Consider the following 19,640-nt stretch of genomic DNA (forward strand, 5'->3'; position numbering starts at 1 on the left):
CACATAGCTGCATCAAGCAAAGCTATATCGAGCATCAGACAATCGTTCGCTTTGTGCTCAGCAATGAAAAGCCATGCCGCAGTCAGCATGTTACCAGGCTACTATTCGTGTCATTAAGGGAGTGAAATGAAAGACGAAGCTATTTTGGATCGGGAGGAAGATGAGGGTGAGGCGAGATCTCACGAAATGTAATATTTCTGCCGATTTAGCCAGACAAACACCATCTCGCTATCAGCTCTGTATAAAAAAACAGTCGCTTAACCAGTATGCAGGCGACTTACCCTTCTAAACTGTGTTGGGGTCATATTGAGGTATTTGCTAAAGTTATCGTAGAAGCGACTACTGGAATTAAAACCAACAGAAAGAGCAACATCCATAATGGTTTTATTCGTATCGGTCAGTAGTGCTCGGGCATGGTTAATTCTCATTGCTGTGATGTATTCCTTAATGGTCATATTCATCACACTATGGAAAAAGTTCATCACATAATTGGCATGTAAACCAACATGTTCTGCGATTGATTTCGTCGATATTGGCTTTTGATGATTGGTATAAATATATTCCAATATTTGTCTGACATAATATTGCGACTGCTTTGAAGCGTGATTAATAGTGGCAACCTTTTCAGTTTCATTGGTTAATGTATCCCAGCCAGTCAAAGACATGCGCTTTAACATTAGCGCAATCTCATCGACCATCAATTGCCCCATTGTAATGTCAGTGCTTTTCCCTGCATCAACCCAACTTGCGATTTGTTGTTGTTGAATTAAGCAAGGTTTTAAAGATTGAACAACAACCCCATGAGTAATTTGTTGGACTAAACTGGTGTCTAATGGTAGTGAAAATAGCATATGTATGGGTAAGTTAATAATCGCCATTTTCTGTGTTCTTTTTGCATCAATTAGCTTGTGTGGTATCGTCCCCCAGAAAACGCCAATATGCCCTTGCTTTACCGTAAAACGCTTTCCATTAATTAAGTAATCAACATCACCTTCATAAGGAATATTAATCTCAACTTGACTATGCCAGTGATATGCATCCATTTTCTGCGGCAATCGCATTTCAACAAAAATTTGCTCATAGGAAGAATAGAGTCCTAACGGACTAATATATGCATCTTCTCTCTTACAAGATTCTGTTGCCATTTTAACTACCCTTTTAATTGACACCGCTAAGACGAAGAGGAGGTAGCACCGTTTGTGCTACCTCTTATTAGATTAACGTTATACGTTTAACTCTGGCTTATATTGTAGAACCGACTTCTTTCTCTGTAAGTAAGCCTTACAGAGAGAGTTAATTACAAACACAGAGACAACAGATACGGAGCAAATAATCATAACATTGCGCATAATGAACTCAGGTTCAGTAACAACACCAATTGGAGAAGCCAGTGCATAAGTAGCTACCATTGTGACCAGAATAACAATATTAGCTAATCGCAAATGTTTCCAGTTTTTAACTTCTACAGGCGCATCTTGCTTAATGATAATCTCTTCTTTCGCAGGATTTAAGTAAGTCATTACTATCGTTACGATAGCACCAACAGTAAAGAAGATTGCTGATTGGTGAAGGAAGTGTAAATCTAGTCCCGTATAAACAAACTTGAAGAATAGGTATAAGACAATATAAGTAACACCACCAGAAATCGTTGCCTTTGGTGTTGCTCGTTTAGATAGCATACCAACGATAATCATTAGTAGCATAGGTACCGTTAGAATGGAATTAAACTCCTGGAAGAACATGTAAATGCCATCCGGCGCATTCTTAATGAAAGGCGCAACCAGCGCTGAAAATACACCAAGGAAAGCACCAAATATTTTACCCGCTTTAATGCACTTCTCTGTGTTCGGATTACTTTTACTTAATGGCTTATAAATATTTAGCGCAAAAATAGTAGAGCAAGAGTTAATCGTTGAATTAAAAGTGGAAATTACCGCACCAAATAGAATCGCACCGAAAATACCAATCATATAACTAGGCAGTAATCGGTTTATCAACGTTGGATATGCTTCATCCCCATGAATACCTTCATGTCCATATAAGTGGAAAGCAATGATCCCTGGGAAAATAAGAATAACAATACTAACAATTTTAATCAGAGCTGCAATCAGTACGCCTTTTTGCCCCTCTTCTAAGTTTTTTGCTCCCAGCGCACGCTGGATCATCACCTGATTAGTACAAGCAAAGTAAACGTTCACCAAGATCATACCAGTGAATAGCGCCGAAAACGGGACGGTTACTGTGGGTGCGGTAACAGCATTCAACATATGCTGGTTTTCTGTAACCAGTTTATAGACACCTTCGCCGGCATCTCCACCGCCCAGCGCCTGTAACGCCACGATAAGAACAAGGATACTGCCGAAAAAGAAGCCAATACCATTAATCGTATCAGAAACCACAACAGCTTTCAGGCCACCAAATATGGAGTAGATACTACCAATAACAGTAATCATCACAATCGAAATTATAATGGCAGAAGAATCTGAAATACCAAGTATATCAGACACATTAAACACCTTACTCATACCAAGTGCGCCAGCATAAACTACTGCTGGTAATGCTACCGCCGCCATATTAATCAGAATACAAATAGCAATAACATTACGGGTTGCAGCACCAAATCGACGCTCTATCAGTTCAGGGATTGTCGTTATCCCAGTGCGCAAGAAGTAAGGCAGAAAGACTGTTGCCATCAAAACAAAGGCGATAGCACTCGTAACTGGCCATCCCATGTTAGACAAACCAAAAGCATAGCCCTGCCCATTTAAGCCAATTAACTGATCTGCAGACCAATTTGTTAATAGGATTGAGCTACCAATGGAAATGCCCGTTAATCCTCGTCCACCGAGAAAATAACCCGCACTTGATTTCAAGTCTTCTTTCTTTGTTGCTATCCATGAAACAACAGCAACAAATGCCGTAAATGCTATAAAAGACAGCAATATCCATGTATTCATTTTTTAATCCTCATGACTCGCGTAGGCATAAGCAGGACCAAATTCGGCCAATCCTACCATAATGTAAGGGTTTAAGCTCTGATCTTCTGTTTTTGCCGCAAAAGACCATATCTGCTTAAAGAGTTCCTTTTTTACTTCTTTATATTCCTCACAGTCGGCAAGGTTCATTAGCTCATGAGGATCTCTTTTTAAATCATACAGTTCATCTTCGTCGAAGGTGTTATGTACTAATTTCCAGTCATCATTGAACACAGAACGTTGTATACCATAAACCTCGTTTCCGTTGGTTTGGGTAAAAAGGTAATCTCTCCAACTGTTTGGAGTTTCATCGTTAATAAAAGGCAATAAACTTTTGCCAATAACATTATCTGCAACTGTCTCCCCAACTAATTCTGTAATTGTTGGGGAAAAGTCGGCAAGGGAAATAAGCTCAGAAATCCTTCTACCGGCATTTTTAATTCCATTCTTCCAGCTCACTACCGCTGGGATATGGTAACCACCTTTAAATGCGGGTAACCCTTTACACCACAAGCCATGCTCACCATTATAATCACCATGATCACTCGTGAAGATAATAAGCGTGTCATCATAGTCAGCTCGATTTTTTAGCTGCTCTAATATCAAACCAAACAGATAATCTTCATATGTACAAAAAGCCATATAGTGACGTATTGCTTCTTTCTTCTCGTCTAGTGATAATTGATTAAATAATCGCTGCGTACGACGATATAGTGTCGGTTTGTCTTTTAACGTATCAAAGTGAATATCTGTTAATTCAATTTCAACATTTTCATACATATCAAGGAAACGCTGCGGCACAAAGTATGGGTCGTGTGGGCCTAGCGTGCCGATGTACATCATCCATGGTTTATGGTCGTCACGCATATTGACTATTTGTGATAATGCAGAATCAATAACGCTCATATCATCAAATGGATTTTCATCTTGGCCGTAATGAACATACTCAGGATAACCTTTACGGCGAATCTCTCCTTCTTTTCGAGGTAAAGATTCTTGCTTATCTAATTGTTCAGCTAAGCTATGATACATTTCCCAGCCAGGGCTCATTAATGCGACAGTTGGGTCATTCTTCGATATTTTATTATTTGTTACGTGTAGCTCTTTAAATCCATAATCTTCTGGGCCAGTTTCAGAGCAGACGTGCCATTTACCCGCAAAATAGAGATCATAGCCTTTTGAATCTAATAGCGTTGAGAATAGTTCTGTACCGGGCTTTATTCTTTTCGATAACGTGTTTTGTACGCACACGTTATTCCAAACTTCATGCTGTGATGGATATAAGCCAGTAAAGAAACTTGCTCGTGAAGGGCAGCAATGGGGAGATGGGCAATAGGTGTTATCAAAATGAAGACCATCACGCATTAAAGAACGAACATTCGGCATATGAATGCGCGGGTCCGTCAACGTGTCGCCACGCTGTTGATCTGTCATAAAGACTAAAATATTTGGTTTGCTGCTCATCAATGTTCCCACTTTGTTTGCTTTATCATCGGCAAACATACGTTGTTATAAGTGGAGGTTGTTGATAAAGATCACAGATACGAAATGCGTTGGATTCAACGTGCTAGCAATGTGACTAGATAGCCATTAGCATTCACCAAAACAATGATTAGCTATCACTTTTATTTATAGGTCTTCAAGTAATGAATAAAGCTCTCGAACATTTCAAGTACGTTGCAGACTACCTAAATATGTCTTTAGCCGCACAAAAGCTGGGCCTCTCTCAACCCGCATTGAGTCGTAGCTTGAAATTATTAGAACAAGAGTATGGAATGCCGTTATTTGACCGGCAGGCACGTGGTGTCTCACTGACTGACGCGGGCAGAATTCTGTATACACGGGTAGAGAAAATCGAGCTTGAACTCGCTTATGCAAAGCAAGAACTGGCACAATTGAACGCCAATAAAATAACGACTATTAGCATTGGAGCTGGACCAGCATGGACCACATACCTTCCTATCGCATTGCGCAGCCTTACCCGAGAAAGACCAGATATCAATATCTCCATTACATCTAATTCCATCGATGCATTATTACCATTGCTCTCTGAAGGCAAGCTAGATCTCGCCCTCGGCGGGGATGATAAATTTAGTGAAAAACAATATCAGCAACTCGCCTTTTTGCCACTGACCCAGATAGACACCAATTTGATTGTCCATCACTCTCACCCTTTAGCCAAAATTCCGAAGCTAGATCTTATGTCCCTTCATCTATTTCCATGGGTATCAGTAACTAAAGGAGGAAATACGTTGAAGCAACTCAACTTGTTCTTTCAAAGAAAGAACTTACGTCAAGTTAGCTTTAAAATGGAGACAGATACTATCGATTATGCACTCGATATGCTTGAACATGAACACGCCATTATGTGTTCAACACGCCAAATGTTTAATCGTCTTCCAAAAGGTGAGTTTGCTGTTCTAACCCTAGCAGAGCCAATCTGGAAGCACCATGCTGGCGTATGGTACAAGCCTTCCAGCCGTCATTCTCCTATCATTAACCGGCTGATAGAGCTACTTGCTAACGTGGTAAGATCCATTGATTCGCAAAATAATTAGCATTAACGGCGTTTGACTTGCTCTAATATTGACCTCACCATCATCAATGGATATCGCAACCACACATCGTAAACAAATAGCATTGTCAAATATTTGTAGCGAAGCCCATATCAATATCAACATTTGACAAAACTATCATATACATAACTTCACATTCTCAATACCCTTTATTAAACAGCGACTGAATAATAAGGTGAACGGAATGACCAACTATCGACAGCATGTTTGGCAAGAAATGTTATCCCAACCTTGGTATATCTACCCCATCATTGCTAGCGTCACCTACGTAACAATGAAGCTCACACCCTATATTCTGCATGGCACACCCGGTCTCCACCTGATCGCCATCTCTGCCTCTAAGCTGGGAGGAATTTTAGCGGTTCTTTTTTTATTGCCTACCCCGTTTATCTTTTACCAGCAACGTCACTCCCCCTCTCAGGTGTCTCGCGTTGAGCCTGATCATCTTCATAACCTGACCCCAGAGCAACTGCGTGCCATGGTGATGCGTTTTTATCGTCAGCAGCGATTTATGATCATCGACAATCATAACGATGAAGAAGAGAGCGGCATCGATATCTGGCTAACCAAAGGGGGGGAACGCATCCTGCTAGATTGTCACTACCTGCACGAAAAAAGTGTCACGATTGAAATGGTGAATCATGTCTATCGCTGCTTGCAAGCACACCACGCTAAGCGCGCCATCATCATTACCACTGGGCGCTATGAAACAAATGCGGTGAAATTTGTGCAAGATAAAGCCATTTCACTGATTGGAGGTGGGAAGTTAAGCAAAATGCTGGCGACGATAACGCCGAATGAAGAAGAAAACAGCCCGCAGTAGCGGGCTGTTATTCCAGAATTAATAGTGCCAAGGGAAGCGGCTGAAGTCCTGATCACGTTTTTCCAAAAAGCCATCACGGCCTTCTTGTGCTTCCTCTGTACCATACGCCAATCGCGTCGCTTCACCCGCAAACAGTTGCTGCCCAACAAGGCCATCATCCGGTAAATTAAACCCGTATTTCAGCATTCTCATTGCCGTCGGCGATTTACTGTTAATCTCTTTCGCCCAACGCAGTGCTTCTTCTTCTAGCTCGAAATGATCCACCACTTTGTTCACCATGCCCATCTCGTAAGCATCTTGTGCTGAGTAGTCAAAACCGCAGAAGAAAATTTCACGTGCTCGCTTCTGACCTACCATTTTAGCAAGATAAGCACTGCCATACCCCGAATCAAACGAGGCGACATCGGGATCGGTTTGTTTAAATACCGCATGCTCTTTCGAGGCCAAGGTTAAATCACACACTACATGCAAACTATGCCCTCCCCCCGCGGCCCAACCGGGCACGACCGCAATCACAACCTTAGGCATGAAGCGAATTAAGCGCTGTACTTCAAGTATATGTAAGCGGCCCATACGAGCAATATCTGCACTGCCCGCTTCCCCTTCATATTTATAGCCATCCTTACCACGAATTCGCTGATCTCCACCGGAAGAGAAAGACCACTGTCCCTTTTGGGACGGGCCATTGCCAGTGATTAGAACGCACCCGACGTCCGACCATTGACGGGCATGATCTAGGGCGGTATAAAGTTCATCAACCGTTTTCGGTCGAAAAGCATTTAAACAATCAGGACGATCAAAAGCGATCCTTACTGTGCCTTGCTCTTTTGCTCGGTGATAGGTGATGTCTTCAAATTCAAAGCCTGGAACTTCATCCCATAGTTCTGGGTTAAATATCTCTTTTACAGCATCTGTCATAAGGCCGCTCATCAAATTGAAATGGTGATTATAAGGCTAGGGAGTTCCTCAGCAACAGTCAATGTCTGAGCGCTGCATACTCACTAGCCATAGCAATTGAAGTTAAAAGATTTGCTTGTTGTATGGGATGGAATAATAGAGAGTAAACCTGAAAATAGCGATCAACTATCGCTTTGCATTCTCAACATAGTGGCGAATAAAACGGCGAATTTCGCGCGCAGCTGTTGTATCGAGTTGATTACATAATTCGACAAATTCATCACGCTCTTCACCGTTGATACGAATAATCAACTGACTGTCTTTCTTCGCTGCTTTCTTTTGCTTTTTTTTATCAGAGTCAATCATGCCCTGTACCTTACTCGAGTAGAGTATTTATCTCATTAATTCCATGCAGTTCTATTTGCGGATTGTAGCACAAACACAAGAAATACTTGGTAACTAAATTACCCTAAACTCGTTAAAAAAGAAGTGAAAATGCAACAGTAATTGATTTTGGTCAGGTGATAATGTGACGAAGGTCTGCTATACTGTGTCACGTTTTTAACACATGAATTTGACAGGTTGAATCAATAAGCCTCATGAATAGACTGATAACTACTATCTTTGTCATGTCCTGTTCTCGGTGTGCATAACGAGTGTAGTTTTACCAAAGCCTTGAGGCTTTGATAAAATTATATAAGTCGGGACGCATACTTTGACACGCAGGACAGCCACATCATCTTACCCGGTTGCGGCAGTTTGCTATTCAAAGCACTCCCATCAGTCATCCGGAGACAACCTCTAATGAAAAAAACCAAAATCGTTTGTACGATTGGTCCAAAAACCGAATCAGTTGAAATGCTAACTAAACTAGCAGAAGCAGGCATGAACGTAATGCGCCTGAACTTCTCTCACGGCAATTTCGCTGAGCACGGTGAGCGTATTGATAACCTACGTCAGGTTATGGCAAACACAGGTAAAAACCTAGCGGTTCTACTGGACACCAAAGGTCCAGAAATTCGCACAATCAAACTAGAAAATGGCGATGATGTTGCGCTAGTTGCTGGCCAAGAATTCACGTTTACTACTGACACTTCTGTTGTTGGTAACAAAGACATCGTCGCTGTTACTTACCCAGGCTTGGCAAAAGACCTTACAGCGGGCAACACCATTCTGGTTGATGACGGCCTAATCGAAATGGAAGTTGTTGCGACCACTGACACTGAAGTTAAGTGTAAAGTACTAAACAACGGTGACCTTGGTGAAAACAAAGGTGTTAACCTTCCTGGCGTTTCTGTTCAACTACCAGCTCTTTCTGAAAAAGATAAAGCTGACCTTGTTTTCGGTTGTGAGCAAGACGTTGATTTCGTTGCTGCATCTTTCATCCGTAAAGCTGCTGACGTAAAAGAAATCCGTGAGCTACTAAATGCTAACGGTGGCGAAAACATCAAGATTATCTCTAAGATCGAAAACCAAGAAGGTGTTGACAACTTCGACGAGATCCTAGATTTGTCTGACGGCATCATGGTTGCTCGTGGTGACCTAGGTGTTGAAATCCCAGTAGAAGAAGTTATCTTCGCTCAGAAGATGATGATCGAAAAATGTAACCGTGCGCGTAAGACTGTTATTACTGCAACGCAAATGCTTGACTCGATGATCAAGAACCCACGTCCAACACGCGCAGAAGCGGGTGATGTTGCTAACGCAATCATGGACGGTACCGATGCAGTAATGCTATCTGGTGAGTCTGCTAAAGGTAAATACCCTGTTGAAGCAGTAACTATCATGGCGCAAATCTGTGGTCGTACTGATGCAGCAATGAAAGCAGAGCTAGGTGAGCGTTTAGATAGCTCACGTCTACGCATCACTGAAGCTGTTTGTAAGGGCGCTGTTGATACATCAGAGAAACTAAACGCTCCACTGATCGTTGTTGCAACTGAAGCAGGTAAAACTGCACGCTCTGTACGTAAGTACTTCCCAACTGCAAACATCCTAGTGGTTACAACCAACACCAAAACTGCGGCGCAAATGGCGCTAGTGAAAGGTGCAACAGCGGTTGTTGTTGAAGAAATCGCCAACACTGACGCGTTCTACACTCGCGGTAAAGAGCTTGCTCTTGAAACTGGTCTTGGCGCTAAAGGCGACATCGTTATCATGGTTTCTGGCGCGCTAGTTCCTTCTGGCACAACCAACACCTCATCTGTACACGTACTATAATTTGTTGGGAGTATCCTCCCGCAGATTAAACGCAAATAGATTGATATCGTGAGAATAAAAAGCCCAGCCATATGGCTGGGCTTTTTTTATCGCTTTGAAATAGTCTAAGCTTTTAAAGCCCTTTCTCCCCGAGCAATGCCCACGACACCACTGCGTGCCACTTCGATAATATCGGTGACTTCTGCCAACGCTGACAAAAAAGCGTCCAACTTCTCTGTCGTCCCAGCCAATTGCACGGTGTACTGTGAACTCGTCACATCAACAATATGACCACGGAAAATATCAGCAGTACGTTTTACCTCGGCACGCGCAAAGCCACTGGCTTTCGCTTTAACCAACATTAACTCACGCTCGATGTGCGCGGCTTCAGTGATATTACTCACTTTAAGAATATCGACTAACTTATGTAGATGTTTTTCGATTTGCTCACAAGCAGCATCATCCACCACTTGCGTTGTAATATTTAACCTTGATAGGGTTGGATCATCGGTCGGCGCGACCGTTAAGGACTCAATATTATAGCCACGTTGAGAGAACAACCCAACAACCCGCGACAATGCGCCTGGTTCATTTTCTAATAAAACTGAAACAATACTCCGTTGCATATTATGTTCTCTCCGTTTTGCTTAGCCACATCTCATTCATTGCACCGCCACGTATCAACATTGGATAAACATGCTCAGTTTCATCAACGCTAATATCAATAAAGACCAATTTATCTTTCAAGGCCAGCGCATCTGCCAACTGCTGCTCTAGTTGATTAGGATCATCAATTCTAACCCCAACATGACCATAAGCTTCTGCTATCGCAGCAAAATCAGGGACAGAATCCATATAAGAGTGGGAGTGACGTCCCTGATAAATCATATCTTGCCACTGCTTCACCATACCCAAGAAGCGGTTATTCAAGTTAATGATTTTAACAGGGATATCGTACTGCAGGGCCGTCGATAGTTCCTGGATATTCATCTGGATACTGCCATCACCTGTCACACAAACCACCTCTGCATCAGGTAAAGCAAACTTCACCCCCATCGCGGCGGGTAAGCCGAAGCCCATCGTGCCCAATCCTCCGGAGTTAATCCAGCGTCGAGGTTTATCAAACGGGTAGTAAAGCGCAGCAAACATTTGGTGCTGTCCGACATCGGAGCAAACGTAGGCATCACCATTCGTCAATTTATGTAAGACTTCAATCGCTTGTTGTGGCTTGATCCGTTCACTGCTGCGATCATATTGCAAACACTTGCGAGCTCGCCAAGTTGTAATTTCATCCCACCAACGGTTGATTGCTTCTTGGTCGTTTTCCTGCGGCTTCTCATCCAGCATCTTCACCATGCTTGCAAGCACAACCTCTGCGCTACCAACAATTGGAATATCGGCATTAACCGTTTTCGATATTGATGAAGGGTCAATATCGATGTGCATAATGGTCGCGTCTGGGCAATACTTCTCAAGATTATTGGTGGTGCGATCGTCAAACCTTACCCCAATTCCAAAAATTAAATCTGCATTATGCATGGTCATATTGGCTTCATATGTGCCGTGCATCCCCAACATGCCCACCGAATTTTTATGTGTGCCAGGAAAAGCCCCTAGCCCCATCAACGTGCTAACAACCGGGATATTCAGCCTTTCAGCTAAAGTAAATAGATCTTGTTCACATTCTGATGCAATTGCCCCACCACCGACATACAGAACGGGTTTTTTAGCCGCCAGCAACGCTTTTAAACCACGTTTAATCTGCCCTTTATGCCCTTGCGTTGTTGGATTATACGAGCGCATCGAGATCGCTTCAGGGTACTCATAAGGGTATTGCTCGGCGGGGTTAAGCATATCCTTTGGAATATCAATAACGACAGGCCCAGGGCGACCACTGGCAGCTAAATAAAACGCTTTTTTGACTACCGTAGGGATCTCTCGTGGATCCTTAATCAAAAAACTGTGTTTTACAACCGGACGGGAAATACCGACCATATCGCATTCCTGAAATGCATCATTACCGATAAGGTGTGACATAACCTGACCAGAAAACACCACCATTGGAATAGAATCCATATATGCAGTAGCGATACCTGTTATCGCATTGGTTGCACCTGGTCCAGAGGTAACCAGTACCACGCCGACATCGCCTGTTGCACGTGCATAACCATCAGCCATGTGCACAGCTGCTTGTTCATGCCTAACAAGCACATGTTCTATATCACTTTTTTCATGAAGTGCATCATAAATATCAAGAACTGAGCCACCAGGGTAGCCAAAGATGTGTTTTACGCCTTGATCGATCATTGAACGAACGATCATATCAGCGCCGGATAACATGTCCATTTTGCCTCCAGATTGTACATAGTTAGGGCTTATTCGTAGCCTAAGAAACGAAGGGTGACCTTCGTGCTATGTGGCCGCTATGGTTATAAACCAAGCAACAACGCCCTTAAAATGTAACGCGAAGGCAACAAACATGTCCATAGAGGAAAACAATTCAAACAAACATTTCACTGGTGATAGATTCACCAATAAATAACACTAATTAAACAGCTCCTTGGCGGTTAATTGTCCTGCATTTAATGGTAAGCCCGCTGAATAGCACGGCTATGTTGAATCCATAAAGCGCAAATAAAAAAGCCCATTGGTTATCATTTTGATCCAATGGGCTTAATTAGATTGTTAGTCAGGCTAATTATGCGTCAGCGTACATGCCTTCAATCTGCATGCTATAACGCTCATTAATCACTTTGCGTCTTAGTTTCATTGTTGGCGTCAACTCACCCTCATCCATAGAAAATGGATTAGCCAACAAGGTAAATTTCTTCACTTGTTCGAAGCGAGCTAAATCTTTTTGCAGATCATTGACGCGCTTTTCAAGCATTTCGACGATATCACTGTGCTTTAGCAGCTCTAAGCGATCGTGATACTTGATGTTTAACTCACGCGCATATTCTTCTATGTTATCCATACAAGGGACAATCAGTGCAGATACAAACTTACGTGTATCTGCAATAACCGCGACTTGTTCAATGAAGTGATCTTTACCTATCGCTCCTTCAATAACTTGAGGAGCAATATATTTACCCCCGGAGGTCTTCATTAGCTCTTTAATGCGATCGGTAATAAACACGTTGCCATACTCATCTATTTTCCCGCAATCACCTGTTTTTAAGAAGCCGTCAGCGGTAAAGTTCTTCGCGGTTTCTTCGGGCATATTATAATAACCACGCATAACCATAGGACCTTTCACCAAGATCTCATCGTTTTCACCAATGCGCACTTCAGCACCTGGCATTACCATGCCGATAGAGTCAGGGTCAAAACAACTATCGTCCCAGCAAGAGACGGTCGCAGTGGTCTCTGTCATACCGTAGCCGAGTTTGACATTGATACCCAGAGCATGGAAAAAGCGACCAATTGTCGGATCAAGCTTGGCACCACCGCAAGGCATCATTTTAATTTCGCCACCCAGCCCGGCGCGGATTTTTGATAAGACTAACTTATCTGCCAAGTTATGGCTTTTAGCCAGCATAAATGAAGGTTTCGCTTTTGCGCGACGCACTTCCCCCATTTTTGCGCCCATATTTACCGCCCAGGTAAATAGTGCTTTACGAATGAATGGCGCTTTAGCCACTTTTTCATGAATCGTGGCAAAGATCTTTTCATAAATACGCGGCACCGCGCACATCACTTGTGGCTTAACTTCCGCCATCGTCTCTTTTAATAGATTAACGTCATCTAAGTAACAGTTAATGCCACCACGATGAAGAACATAAAACGTCCAGCAGCGTTCAAAAACATGTGACAAAGGCAAGAAGCACAGAGAACGCTCACCAGCATTAAAGGCCAGCTTAAGATCATGTCCTTCAAGCTGCGAGGCGATATTTTGATAATCTAACATCACCCCTTTAGGCTGCCCAGTTGTCCCAGAGGTGTAGATTAGCGTTAGAAGGTCATCCATCTGCTTGCTCTCTAAACGCTCTGCCACGCTTTTTGCTGCAGCTTCAGTGCCTTTCTTGAGGAAAGCATCAAAAGAGAGAACTTTATCGTTATCAGGCAGCGTCAGGCCGTCTGTTAAGGCAATAACCGCCTCTAAAGCATCACAGTTATCCATAAACTGCATTGCTGCATCAAGCTGTGCTTGCTCACCAACAAACAGTAGCTTTGCCGCAGAGTCTTGCATCACGTACTCAGCTTGCTTAGTCGTGTTAGTTGGATAGATAGGCACCGTAACCGCGCGGTTATATAGCGTACCTAAATCAACTTGGGTCCAACGCGGCGTATTATTGGCATAAATGGCTACCTTGTCTTGCACTGCAATACCCATTGCAGCCATTGCTGCAGAGATCGCATCCAACTGCTCGCCTAACTCACGCCAAGTGATCTCCATCCACTGACCGTCTACTTTGTGACGCATAGCAGCTTGTTTACTGAGTGCTGCTATCTGACTCTGGATACGATTTACAATATGGTACTTCATTATTGTCTTCACACGTTATAGGGTTGGATTTAGACTTAGCTTACAACTGTAAGCTGATTAATGACGCAAATGGTATCGTGTAGGCAGCAAAATGCAACCCAGCTTGTCAATGTAGCGGTAATTTGCCAGCAAGATCGCATAATATCGGCTCATAAAGCACAGAATATCAACGAAAAAATAATCTTATTAATACAATTGTAAGCAGATATAAAAAAACAGCGTACAAGAGTACGCTGTTTTTAAAGTGATTACTTTAAAGCTAAGTTCGGAGATTAAGCCTTAATAACTGCTATCGCCACAAATCATCATCAACATATCGCGCATCCAGATATGGCCTTTATCTTTTTGCGATGATTCATGCCAACTTAAATAGCCGCTGATCTCAGCGTTTTCAAATGGCAATGGCATAACATTCAAATCTAAATTCTCAGCAACTGACTCAGCCAACCAACGTGGCGCAACCGCAATCAAATCTGACTGACCCACTACATACATGATATTGCTTAAGCTCGCACCTTGATAAGCATCATGGTAACTGTGCCCTTGGTAGACTTTATCTGCATATCCCTTCACCCCTGGCACGCTCTTTAACAGCGCATGCTTTTCTTCTGCAAATTGCGCCGCGGTAATATTGCTTTGCAGGCGTGGGTGATTATTCGATGCCACCACGACCAGTTCATCACTAAACAATTCTGTCGAACAAAAGCCTGGCTCATCAAAACGAATATAGTCAATGACAAAATCAATATCTTGATAACGCATCTTTTGCGTCAACTCAGAATCTTGCTCCGCTTCTAATTGCACACGCAAATTTGGTGCGTGATCCGCGACTTTAGTAAGGATCGCTGGACCAAAACGCATGTCAGATGGACAGCAGATAGCAATTTTGAAAGTACGGGAAGATGTTTCAGGGGAAAATACAGAAGAAGGGAGCTCATTTTTAACTAATTGCAACGCTTGACGAATAGGTCCGAAAAGTTGTTTGGCGCGTTGGGTGGGTTGTATTCCTCGCCCATGTCGCATAAAAAGCTCATCGTTAAACATTACTTTTAAACGTGTCACCGCATTACTGACTGCGGGTTGTGACATACCTAAATTGTGCGCGGCCCGGGTAATATTTTGCTCCTGCATCACCGCATCAAAAACCGTTAGCAGATTTAAATCCACACTGCGTAGGGTTGACTCCATTTGATAACCTTCTCTCGGAAGTACAGAAGATCCTCTACGTGTCATAATCTTGCCTCATTAAAAATAACAATGACTAAACAAGGCGATTCCATCGCCTGATACTCAAACATATCGTTTTACTTACCGAAATAAGATGGTTGTTGTTTTACTCATTCCGACAACAAACTATTTGTAATCTAATAAATTGATGAAACCAATATCTTATTTTACTTCAAATTGTTAGCGGATATAACACAAGGAGGGAAGCATACGCAAAAACAGCCAAATATCAACAAATTACATAAAGATAAAAAAAACTAAATCATCACTATAATTTATCTAAAACGATATAAAACACATTCCATTTATTTGTTAAGTGAATAATTAAAAGCCGAACAAGAAATGATAATTGTTGTTTTTGACAATTCATTGACAGTCTCATGAATAAAAGTGTGACTCACATCACTCGCACTTGATAGATAAACACAAGAAATAAACGTCATTGTGCGCCGCGTTTCATGTGCCAGAGAGTGTTTTATATAAATTGAACGTGACTTCAAACATGATTATTCCTGTCAGAAATACCTTTTAGACGTCACTAAACGAGGAAAATTGCACGCAATGTGCAATAGTTATAATTTTAAAAGCAAACAAGTATATACGTTGATCTCCTTTAGATTGGTGACCAACGCTGACAGGATCGCCCTCTTTTTCCTTCAAACTCCCCCACCAAATCAGCCACTGCTTCTGGGTATTGTACTTGAGACCATAACTGCTGAAACAACGCATCCACAGACCACCAATCCCCTTGTACGACCCATTGAGCGATATATTCCGCAACATTAGGGTAAACCGCTGCGCCGGGCTCTGGTTTGTCTAACCAAGTGCGTATCGCATTTGGGTTCATGGTCGTCATCACTTGCGCTAGTCCCATCATCTCTAATGTCATTACATTCGACTCCTGCTCAAATTGCCCCTTTAGCGGTTTAAGTAGCAACTTTTTCCCCAGCCCTATTGCTTCTGAAGGCAGCTCAAAGCCTCCATTTGCAATGACCCCATGACACTGCAATAGTTTATTCTGAAAACAGGACTTAGACAGTGGATGCAAATGGACATTTTTTTGCTGTTGCTGTCGCGTCACCGTTGGGTGAAAGACATTAAATTGAATAGCCGGAAACCGGTTTAGCAGTGCCACCACGGCGCCTACCGATTCAAAAGGCAAGTAGACCAACACCTCACTCCCATTCTGCACCTTTTCCTGAGGCAATGATGGAATAATCGGCGGAAAGAGTGTCTGTTCAAAATGGTACCAGTGTAGCCCCAGCTGAATTTTTGTCGGGGCAAAATGGCGCAAAATTAACTTATCCAGCACACCTTGGCCTTGTTTCGGAATTGGATGTAAGAATGAACACTGATGACTAATTGCTATAGATGGTATACCTGCTCGCTTCGCTGCCCATGCTGTCACCGGTTCAAAATCATTGAGAACGAGATCGTATGCTGCAATGTTAAGCCCACGCACCTCTCGCCAAAACAGGTCCAATCTATTGTGTAATAATGATTTAGCATGATTTATTTGTCCATTTTCAGTTAAAAACGTCAAACCACGACAATAAACGGGTGTCTCAAACACCTCCATATCAAAGTAGTGTTGAGGGTTGCGACCACTGAATAAAAAGTCAACCTCAACATTGTGTTGTGCGAAAGCACGCGCCATCTCTCTTGCGCGGGAGATGTGACCGTTTCCGGTTCCCTGAACACCGTATAGTATCTTCATTATTAGCCCGCCAACGTTATCACGAGATCCATGACAGAAAGGCCAAGCCACGCACCAGCCACGATATCTGTAAAAAAGTGTACTCCAAGCAAGATGCGGGACACTCCAATTAATCCAGCCCAGACCCAGACCAGCAGCGCCAATGAAGGATAAAAGTGGCTAATTAATGTCGCCATCATAAAAGCAGCAGCGGTATGCCCAGAAGGTAAACTATAGCGGTCAGATGGTTCTATATAACTCGGTAATGATGTAGGTCGCTGGCGTCGAAATACATTTTTCAATATCACATAAATCGGTAGTTCAATAGCAAATGCCATCAAGCCCAGCATCAAAAATGATTTTCCGTATAATAAATCAGTCCTTAGTACATACAGCCCAATCGCTATATAGAGAGGGCCATCACCACTTCTTGATATATAGCGGCAGCAGCTAGCCATAACATTGCTAAAACGATGACACAAACATAAAGAAGAGAGTGCGTAATCAAATCGTTGTATTGACGCGAAAACGGTCATTTCGTTAGCCCTACTTATCTTTAACAATAACCAAAGCGTAGAAAATGCGCATGACAAAAGCATGATGCTTTATAGTCAGTTTGATGAACAGTCCTCGGCATTAAATGTAACAAAAGCGACAACTAAGCTTTCGCCTCCCCATAAAGCGATCCACGTCACACTTATCAGATCAATTGCTACAAGATAGCTCTTTAAAATCGACATAAATGAAAAGCCTTTTGCAGGCAAATGTTACAAGGATACATTTACCTGATACTGCCAAAATTAAAGTTTCTTGCTTTTTATCTCAACATCATGATAATAAGTTATTTACGAACAAACACTTCGCATTATTCGATAGTACCGTTAAGAAATAACAATTAACCCCCCTTCAAAATAAACACCTCCTTTCATTTTGAAACACTTAGAAATACATTTATTTCTCTATTTACCAAGTTACACACTTGGTTTCCATTTATGTAACTTTGTCATAGGTGTTTTAGCTACCATGTGATTGTATTGTTTTTATGAATCTTAATTTAATAACTATGAAAATATAGATTCAAATACAACCCGGTCGTTTATTAAATGTGGACGAACACCTGAGCAACAAACCCGCTCAGCCACCAATAAGACAAAGGCTAACAATGAAAAAAGTAATGTTATATTCAGCGCTTCTGATGCTGGGGTTAATCTGTTCACAGATATTCCCTGCTGTTTTTGCTGGTTATAGTTCCTTGCAACCCCTATTAATGATGCTAACCATGGCTGCCCTCTCGTACATTATGATCAATGTTGGTCGTGAGTTTGAGTTAGATAAAAGCAATTTGAAGCAATATGGTTGGGATTACGTTGTTGCGATGACAACAGCCACCTTCCCGTGGATTGCTGTCGTTCTCTATTTTGTCTTTGCAGTTATGCCTGCAGAGCTATGGAGCAATGCAGATGCGTGGAAAGAGTCCTTAGTAATTGGACGTTTTGCGGCGCCAACTTCAGCTGGTGTGCTCTTCGCCATGCTCGCTGCAGCAGGGCTTGGCGCAACTTGGATGTTCAATAAAGCTCGCGTACTCGCGATTTTTGATGACCTTGATACCGTACTGCTAATGATTCCACTTAGTATCATTGTTGTTGGGTGGAACCCTGCACTAGGGGTTGCTCTAGCACTGATGTTCATTTTACTCGGTATGGCTTATAAGTATTTGCATGTTTGGAATATCCCGGCAAGCGCCAAATACATTATGCTCTACTCGGTTGTGATCACCGCGGTATGTGAAGGCTTTTATTTTGTAACTGATACCCATTTTGAAGTTCTACTCCCTGCATTTGTCCTTGGGTGTATGCTAAAATCTCAGCATGAGAGCGAAGACGACCAACGATTTTCTACTGGTGTAGCAGCTGTGTTTATGGTGCTTGTCGGATTGAGCCTACCACAAATATTCGGGGCAGCGGACACCTCTGAGGTCGCCACCAGTGTGACTGGTTCTTTGCCTGCCATGCCAATGAGTGAAGTTCTGTTCCACGTATTAATGATCACTATCATTTCAAACATCGGAAAAATGTTCCCACTCTTTTGCTACCGCAAAGAAGCATCAATTAAAGAGCGCTTAGCCCTATCAATCGGTATGTGGCCGCGAGGCGAAGTGGGCGCAGGCGTATTAATGATCAGCATTGGTTATGGCTTTGGTGGCCCGATAGTCACTATCGGTATGTTATCGCTGGCCTTAAACCTAATCCTAACCGGCTGGTTTATCTCCATGGCTCGCAACCTAATTGTGGGCAGTTCTAAGGAGCTACAACATGAAAAAGCTCGAGCTTAAAATCCTTGCAGGTATGATGGCTATCTTTCTGATCTCTATGTTGGTCAGTCGATAACCTAAAAAGCACGCTTCGGCGTGCTTTTTTATTAACATTACTCTGCATTAAACGACATTATAAGAGTATTCCTCTACACTTGCGCACAATGCCCACCTCCACCTGTCGATACATACGCTAAAATTCAGCATAAAAAACCACAAGATCATTACTAAAACTTAGCCCCACCATCACCACCCTCATTTAAAGGCAGAAATAAATCAATGCGTTACAAGCAAGAGCAAATAAAAAGCATAGAAAGCTTGACGAGCCCCATCAAGATTTGATATTCATTGTTAAAACACTGTTGGTTAATTTAGCAATTATGAAAAACTTCCGCCTACTTCTCAGCCTCCTCCTTATCGCGACCTATCGCGCGGGATGCTAGTGGACGGAAT

General features: G+C 42.5%; 15 protein-coding genes. 4 read left to right on the forward strand and 11 right to left on the reverse strand.

What is annotated here, in order from left to right:
- Window positions 1-257: 257 nt before the first annotated feature.
- From melR to ACKLNH_RS05285, 3 genes are all read right to left on the reverse strand, one after another.
- Window positions 258-1,145, reverse strand: a complete 888-nt coding sequence (gene melR / locus ACKLNH_RS05275) for a transcriptional regulator MelR (RefSeq protein WP_413111191.1) — start codon at window positions 1,143-1,145, stop codon at window positions 258-260.
- A gap of 78 nt (window positions 1,146-1,223) precedes the next feature.
- On the reverse strand, window positions 1,224-2,957 hold the full coding sequence (locus ACKLNH_RS05280; protein ID WP_413111192.1) for a solute:sodium symporter family transporter: 1,734 nt from the start codon (window positions 2,955-2,957) through the stop codon (window positions 1,224-1,226).
- 3 nt (window positions 2,958-2,960) lie between these two features.
- On the reverse strand, window positions 2,961-4,439 hold the full coding sequence (locus ACKLNH_RS05285; RefSeq protein WP_413111193.1) for a sulfatase family protein: 1,479 nt from the start codon (window positions 4,437-4,439) through the stop codon (window positions 2,961-2,963).
- 182 nt (window positions 4,440-4,621) lie between these two features.
- Between ACKLNH_RS05285 and ACKLNH_RS05290 the strand changes: the two genes are divergently transcribed.
- Window positions 4,622-5,533: a LysR family transcriptional regulator gene (locus ACKLNH_RS05290; protein WP_413111194.1), complete on the forward strand. Its 912-nt coding sequence runs from the start codon at window positions 4,622-4,624 to the stop codon at window positions 5,531-5,533.
- 202 nt (window positions 5,534-5,735) lie between these two features.
- On the forward strand, window positions 5,736-6,374 hold the full coding sequence (locus ACKLNH_RS05295; protein ID WP_413111195.1) for a restriction endonuclease: 639 nt from the start codon (window positions 5,736-5,738) through the stop codon (window positions 6,372-6,374).
- A gap of 18 nt (window positions 6,375-6,392) precedes the next feature.
- Here ACKLNH_RS05295 and ACKLNH_RS05300 read toward each other — a convergent pair whose 3' ends face one another.
- On the reverse strand, window positions 6,393-7,292 hold the full coding sequence (locus tag ACKLNH_RS05300) for a 1,4-dihydroxy-2-naphthoyl-CoA synthase (protein ID WP_413111196.1): 900 nt from the start codon (window positions 7,290-7,292) through the stop codon (window positions 6,393-6,395).
- 165 nt (window positions 7,293-7,457) lie between these two features.
- Window positions 7,458-7,637, reverse strand: a complete 180-nt coding sequence (locus ACKLNH_RS05305; protein ID WP_413111197.1) for a hypothetical protein — start codon at window positions 7,635-7,637, stop codon at window positions 7,458-7,460.
- Between the two features lie 438 nt (window positions 7,638-8,075).
- Here ACKLNH_RS05305 and pykF point away from each other — a divergent pair, with 438 nt between their 5' ends.
- Window positions 8,076-9,488, forward strand: coding sequence for a pyruvate kinase PykF (pykF, locus tag ACKLNH_RS05310; protein WP_413111198.1), 1,413 nt, complete (start codon window positions 8,076-8,078; stop codon window positions 9,486-9,488).
- 104 nt (window positions 9,489-9,592) lie between these two features.
- On the opposite strand, the gene ilvN is transcribed toward pykF, so the two are convergent.
- The 6 genes from ilvN to ACKLNH_RS05340 all read right to left on the reverse strand — a co-directional run bounded on the left by ilvN (window position 9,593) and on the right by ACKLNH_RS05340 (window position 17,412).
- Window positions 9,593-10,093, reverse strand: coding sequence for an acetolactate synthase small subunit (gene ilvN, locus ACKLNH_RS05315; RefSeq protein ID WP_413111199.1), 501 nt, complete (start codon window positions 10,091-10,093; stop codon window positions 9,593-9,595).
- 1 nt (window position 10,094) lies between these two features.
- Window positions 10,095-11,813, reverse strand: coding sequence for an acetolactate synthase 3 large subunit (locus tag ACKLNH_RS05320; RefSeq protein WP_413111200.1), 1,719 nt, complete (start codon window positions 11,811-11,813; stop codon window positions 10,095-10,097).
- 352 nt (window positions 11,814-12,165) lie between these two features.
- Entirely contained in the window at window positions 12,166-13,953 is a 1,788-nt protein-coding gene (locus tag ACKLNH_RS05325; RefSeq protein ID WP_413111201.1) for an AMP-dependent synthetase/ligase, read from the reverse strand.
- A 279-nt stretch (window positions 13,954-14,232) separates the two neighbouring features.
- Window positions 14,233-15,186: a transcriptional regulator LeuO gene (gene leuO, locus ACKLNH_RS05330; protein ID WP_413111202.1), complete on the reverse strand. Its 954-nt coding sequence runs from the start codon at window positions 15,184-15,186 to the stop codon at window positions 14,233-14,235.
- Between the two features lie 607 nt (window positions 15,187-15,793).
- Window positions 15,794-16,897 (reverse strand): MJ1255/VC2487 family glycosyltransferase, encoded by a 1,104-nt coding sequence (locus ACKLNH_RS05335; RefSeq protein ID WP_413111203.1) that lies wholly within the window; start codon window positions 16,895-16,897, stop codon window positions 15,794-15,796.
- 2 nt (window positions 16,898-16,899) lie between these two features.
- Window positions 16,900-17,412, reverse strand: coding sequence for a phosphatase PAP2 family protein (locus ACKLNH_RS05340; protein ID WP_413111204.1), 513 nt, complete (start codon window positions 17,410-17,412; stop codon window positions 16,900-16,902).
- 638 nt (window positions 17,413-18,050) lie between these two features.
- Between ACKLNH_RS05340 and ACKLNH_RS05345 the strand changes: the two genes are divergently transcribed.
- Window positions 18,051-19,208, forward strand: coding sequence for a sodium:proton antiporter (locus ACKLNH_RS05345; protein WP_413111205.1), 1,158 nt, complete (start codon window positions 18,051-18,053; stop codon window positions 19,206-19,208).
- The last annotated feature ends 432 nt before the right edge of the window (window positions 19,209-19,640 follow it).

The organism is Thaumasiovibrio clandestinus (assembly GCF_047250365.1).
In the GTDB taxonomy this organism is placed as follows: domain Bacteria; phylum Pseudomonadota; class Gammaproteobacteria; order Enterobacterales; family Vibrionaceae; genus Thaumasiovibrio.

Bases quoted from the DNA above. Each gene is read 5' to 3' on its own strand.
- melR (WP_413111191.1), bottom strand. From the start codon at position 1,145: ATGGCAACAGAATCTTGTAAGAGAGAAGATGCATATATTAGTCCGTTA.
- leuO (WP_413111202.1), bottom strand. From the start codon at position 15,186: ATGACACGTAGAGGATCTTCTGTACTTCCGAGAGAAGGTTATCAAATG.
- ACKLNH_RS05320 (WP_413111200.1), bottom strand. From the start codon at position 11,813: ATGGACATGTTATCCGGCGCTGATATGATCGTTCGTTCAATGATCGAT.
- ACKLNH_RS05290 (WP_413111194.1), top strand. From the start codon at position 4,622: ATGAATAAAGCTCTCGAACATTTCAAGTACGTTGCAGACTACCTAAAT.
- ACKLNH_RS05305 (WP_413111197.1), bottom strand. From the start codon at position 7,637: ATGATTGACTCTGATAAAAAAAAGCAAAAGAAAGCAGCGAAGAAAGAC.
- ACKLNH_RS05295 (WP_413111195.1), top strand. From the start codon at position 5,736: ATGACCAACTATCGACAGCATGTTTGGCAAGAAATGTTATCCCAACCT.
- ACKLNH_RS05340 (WP_413111204.1), bottom strand. From the start codon at position 17,412: ATGACCGTTTTCGCGTCAATACAACGATTTGATTACGCACTCTCTTCT.
- ACKLNH_RS05285 (WP_413111193.1), bottom strand. From the start codon at position 4,439: ATGAGCAGCAAACCAAATATTTTAGTCTTTATGACAGATCAACAGCGT.
- ACKLNH_RS05300 (WP_413111196.1), bottom strand. From the start codon at position 7,292: ATGACAGATGCTGTAAAAGAGATATTTAACCCAGAACTATGGGATGAA.
- ACKLNH_RS05345 (WP_413111205.1), top strand. From the start codon at position 18,051: ATGTTATATTCAGCGCTTCTGATGCTGGGGTTAATCTGTTCACAGATA.
- pykF (WP_413111198.1), top strand. From the start codon at position 8,076: ATGAAAAAAACCAAAATCGTTTGTACGATTGGTCCAAAAACCGAATCA.
- ACKLNH_RS05280 (WP_413111192.1), bottom strand. From the start codon at position 2,957: ATGAATACATGGATATTGCTGTCTTTTATAGCATTTACGGCATTTGTT.
- ilvN (WP_413111199.1), bottom strand. From the start codon at position 10,093: ATGCAACGGAGTATTGTTTCAGTTTTATTAGAAAATGAACCAGGCGCA.
- ACKLNH_RS05325 (WP_413111201.1), bottom strand. From the start codon at position 13,953: ATGAAGTACCATATTGTAAATCGTATCCAGAGTCAGATAGCAGCACTC.
- ACKLNH_RS05335 (WP_413111203.1), bottom strand. From the start codon at position 16,897: ATGAAGATACTATACGGTGTTCAGGGAACCGGAAACGGTCACATCTCC.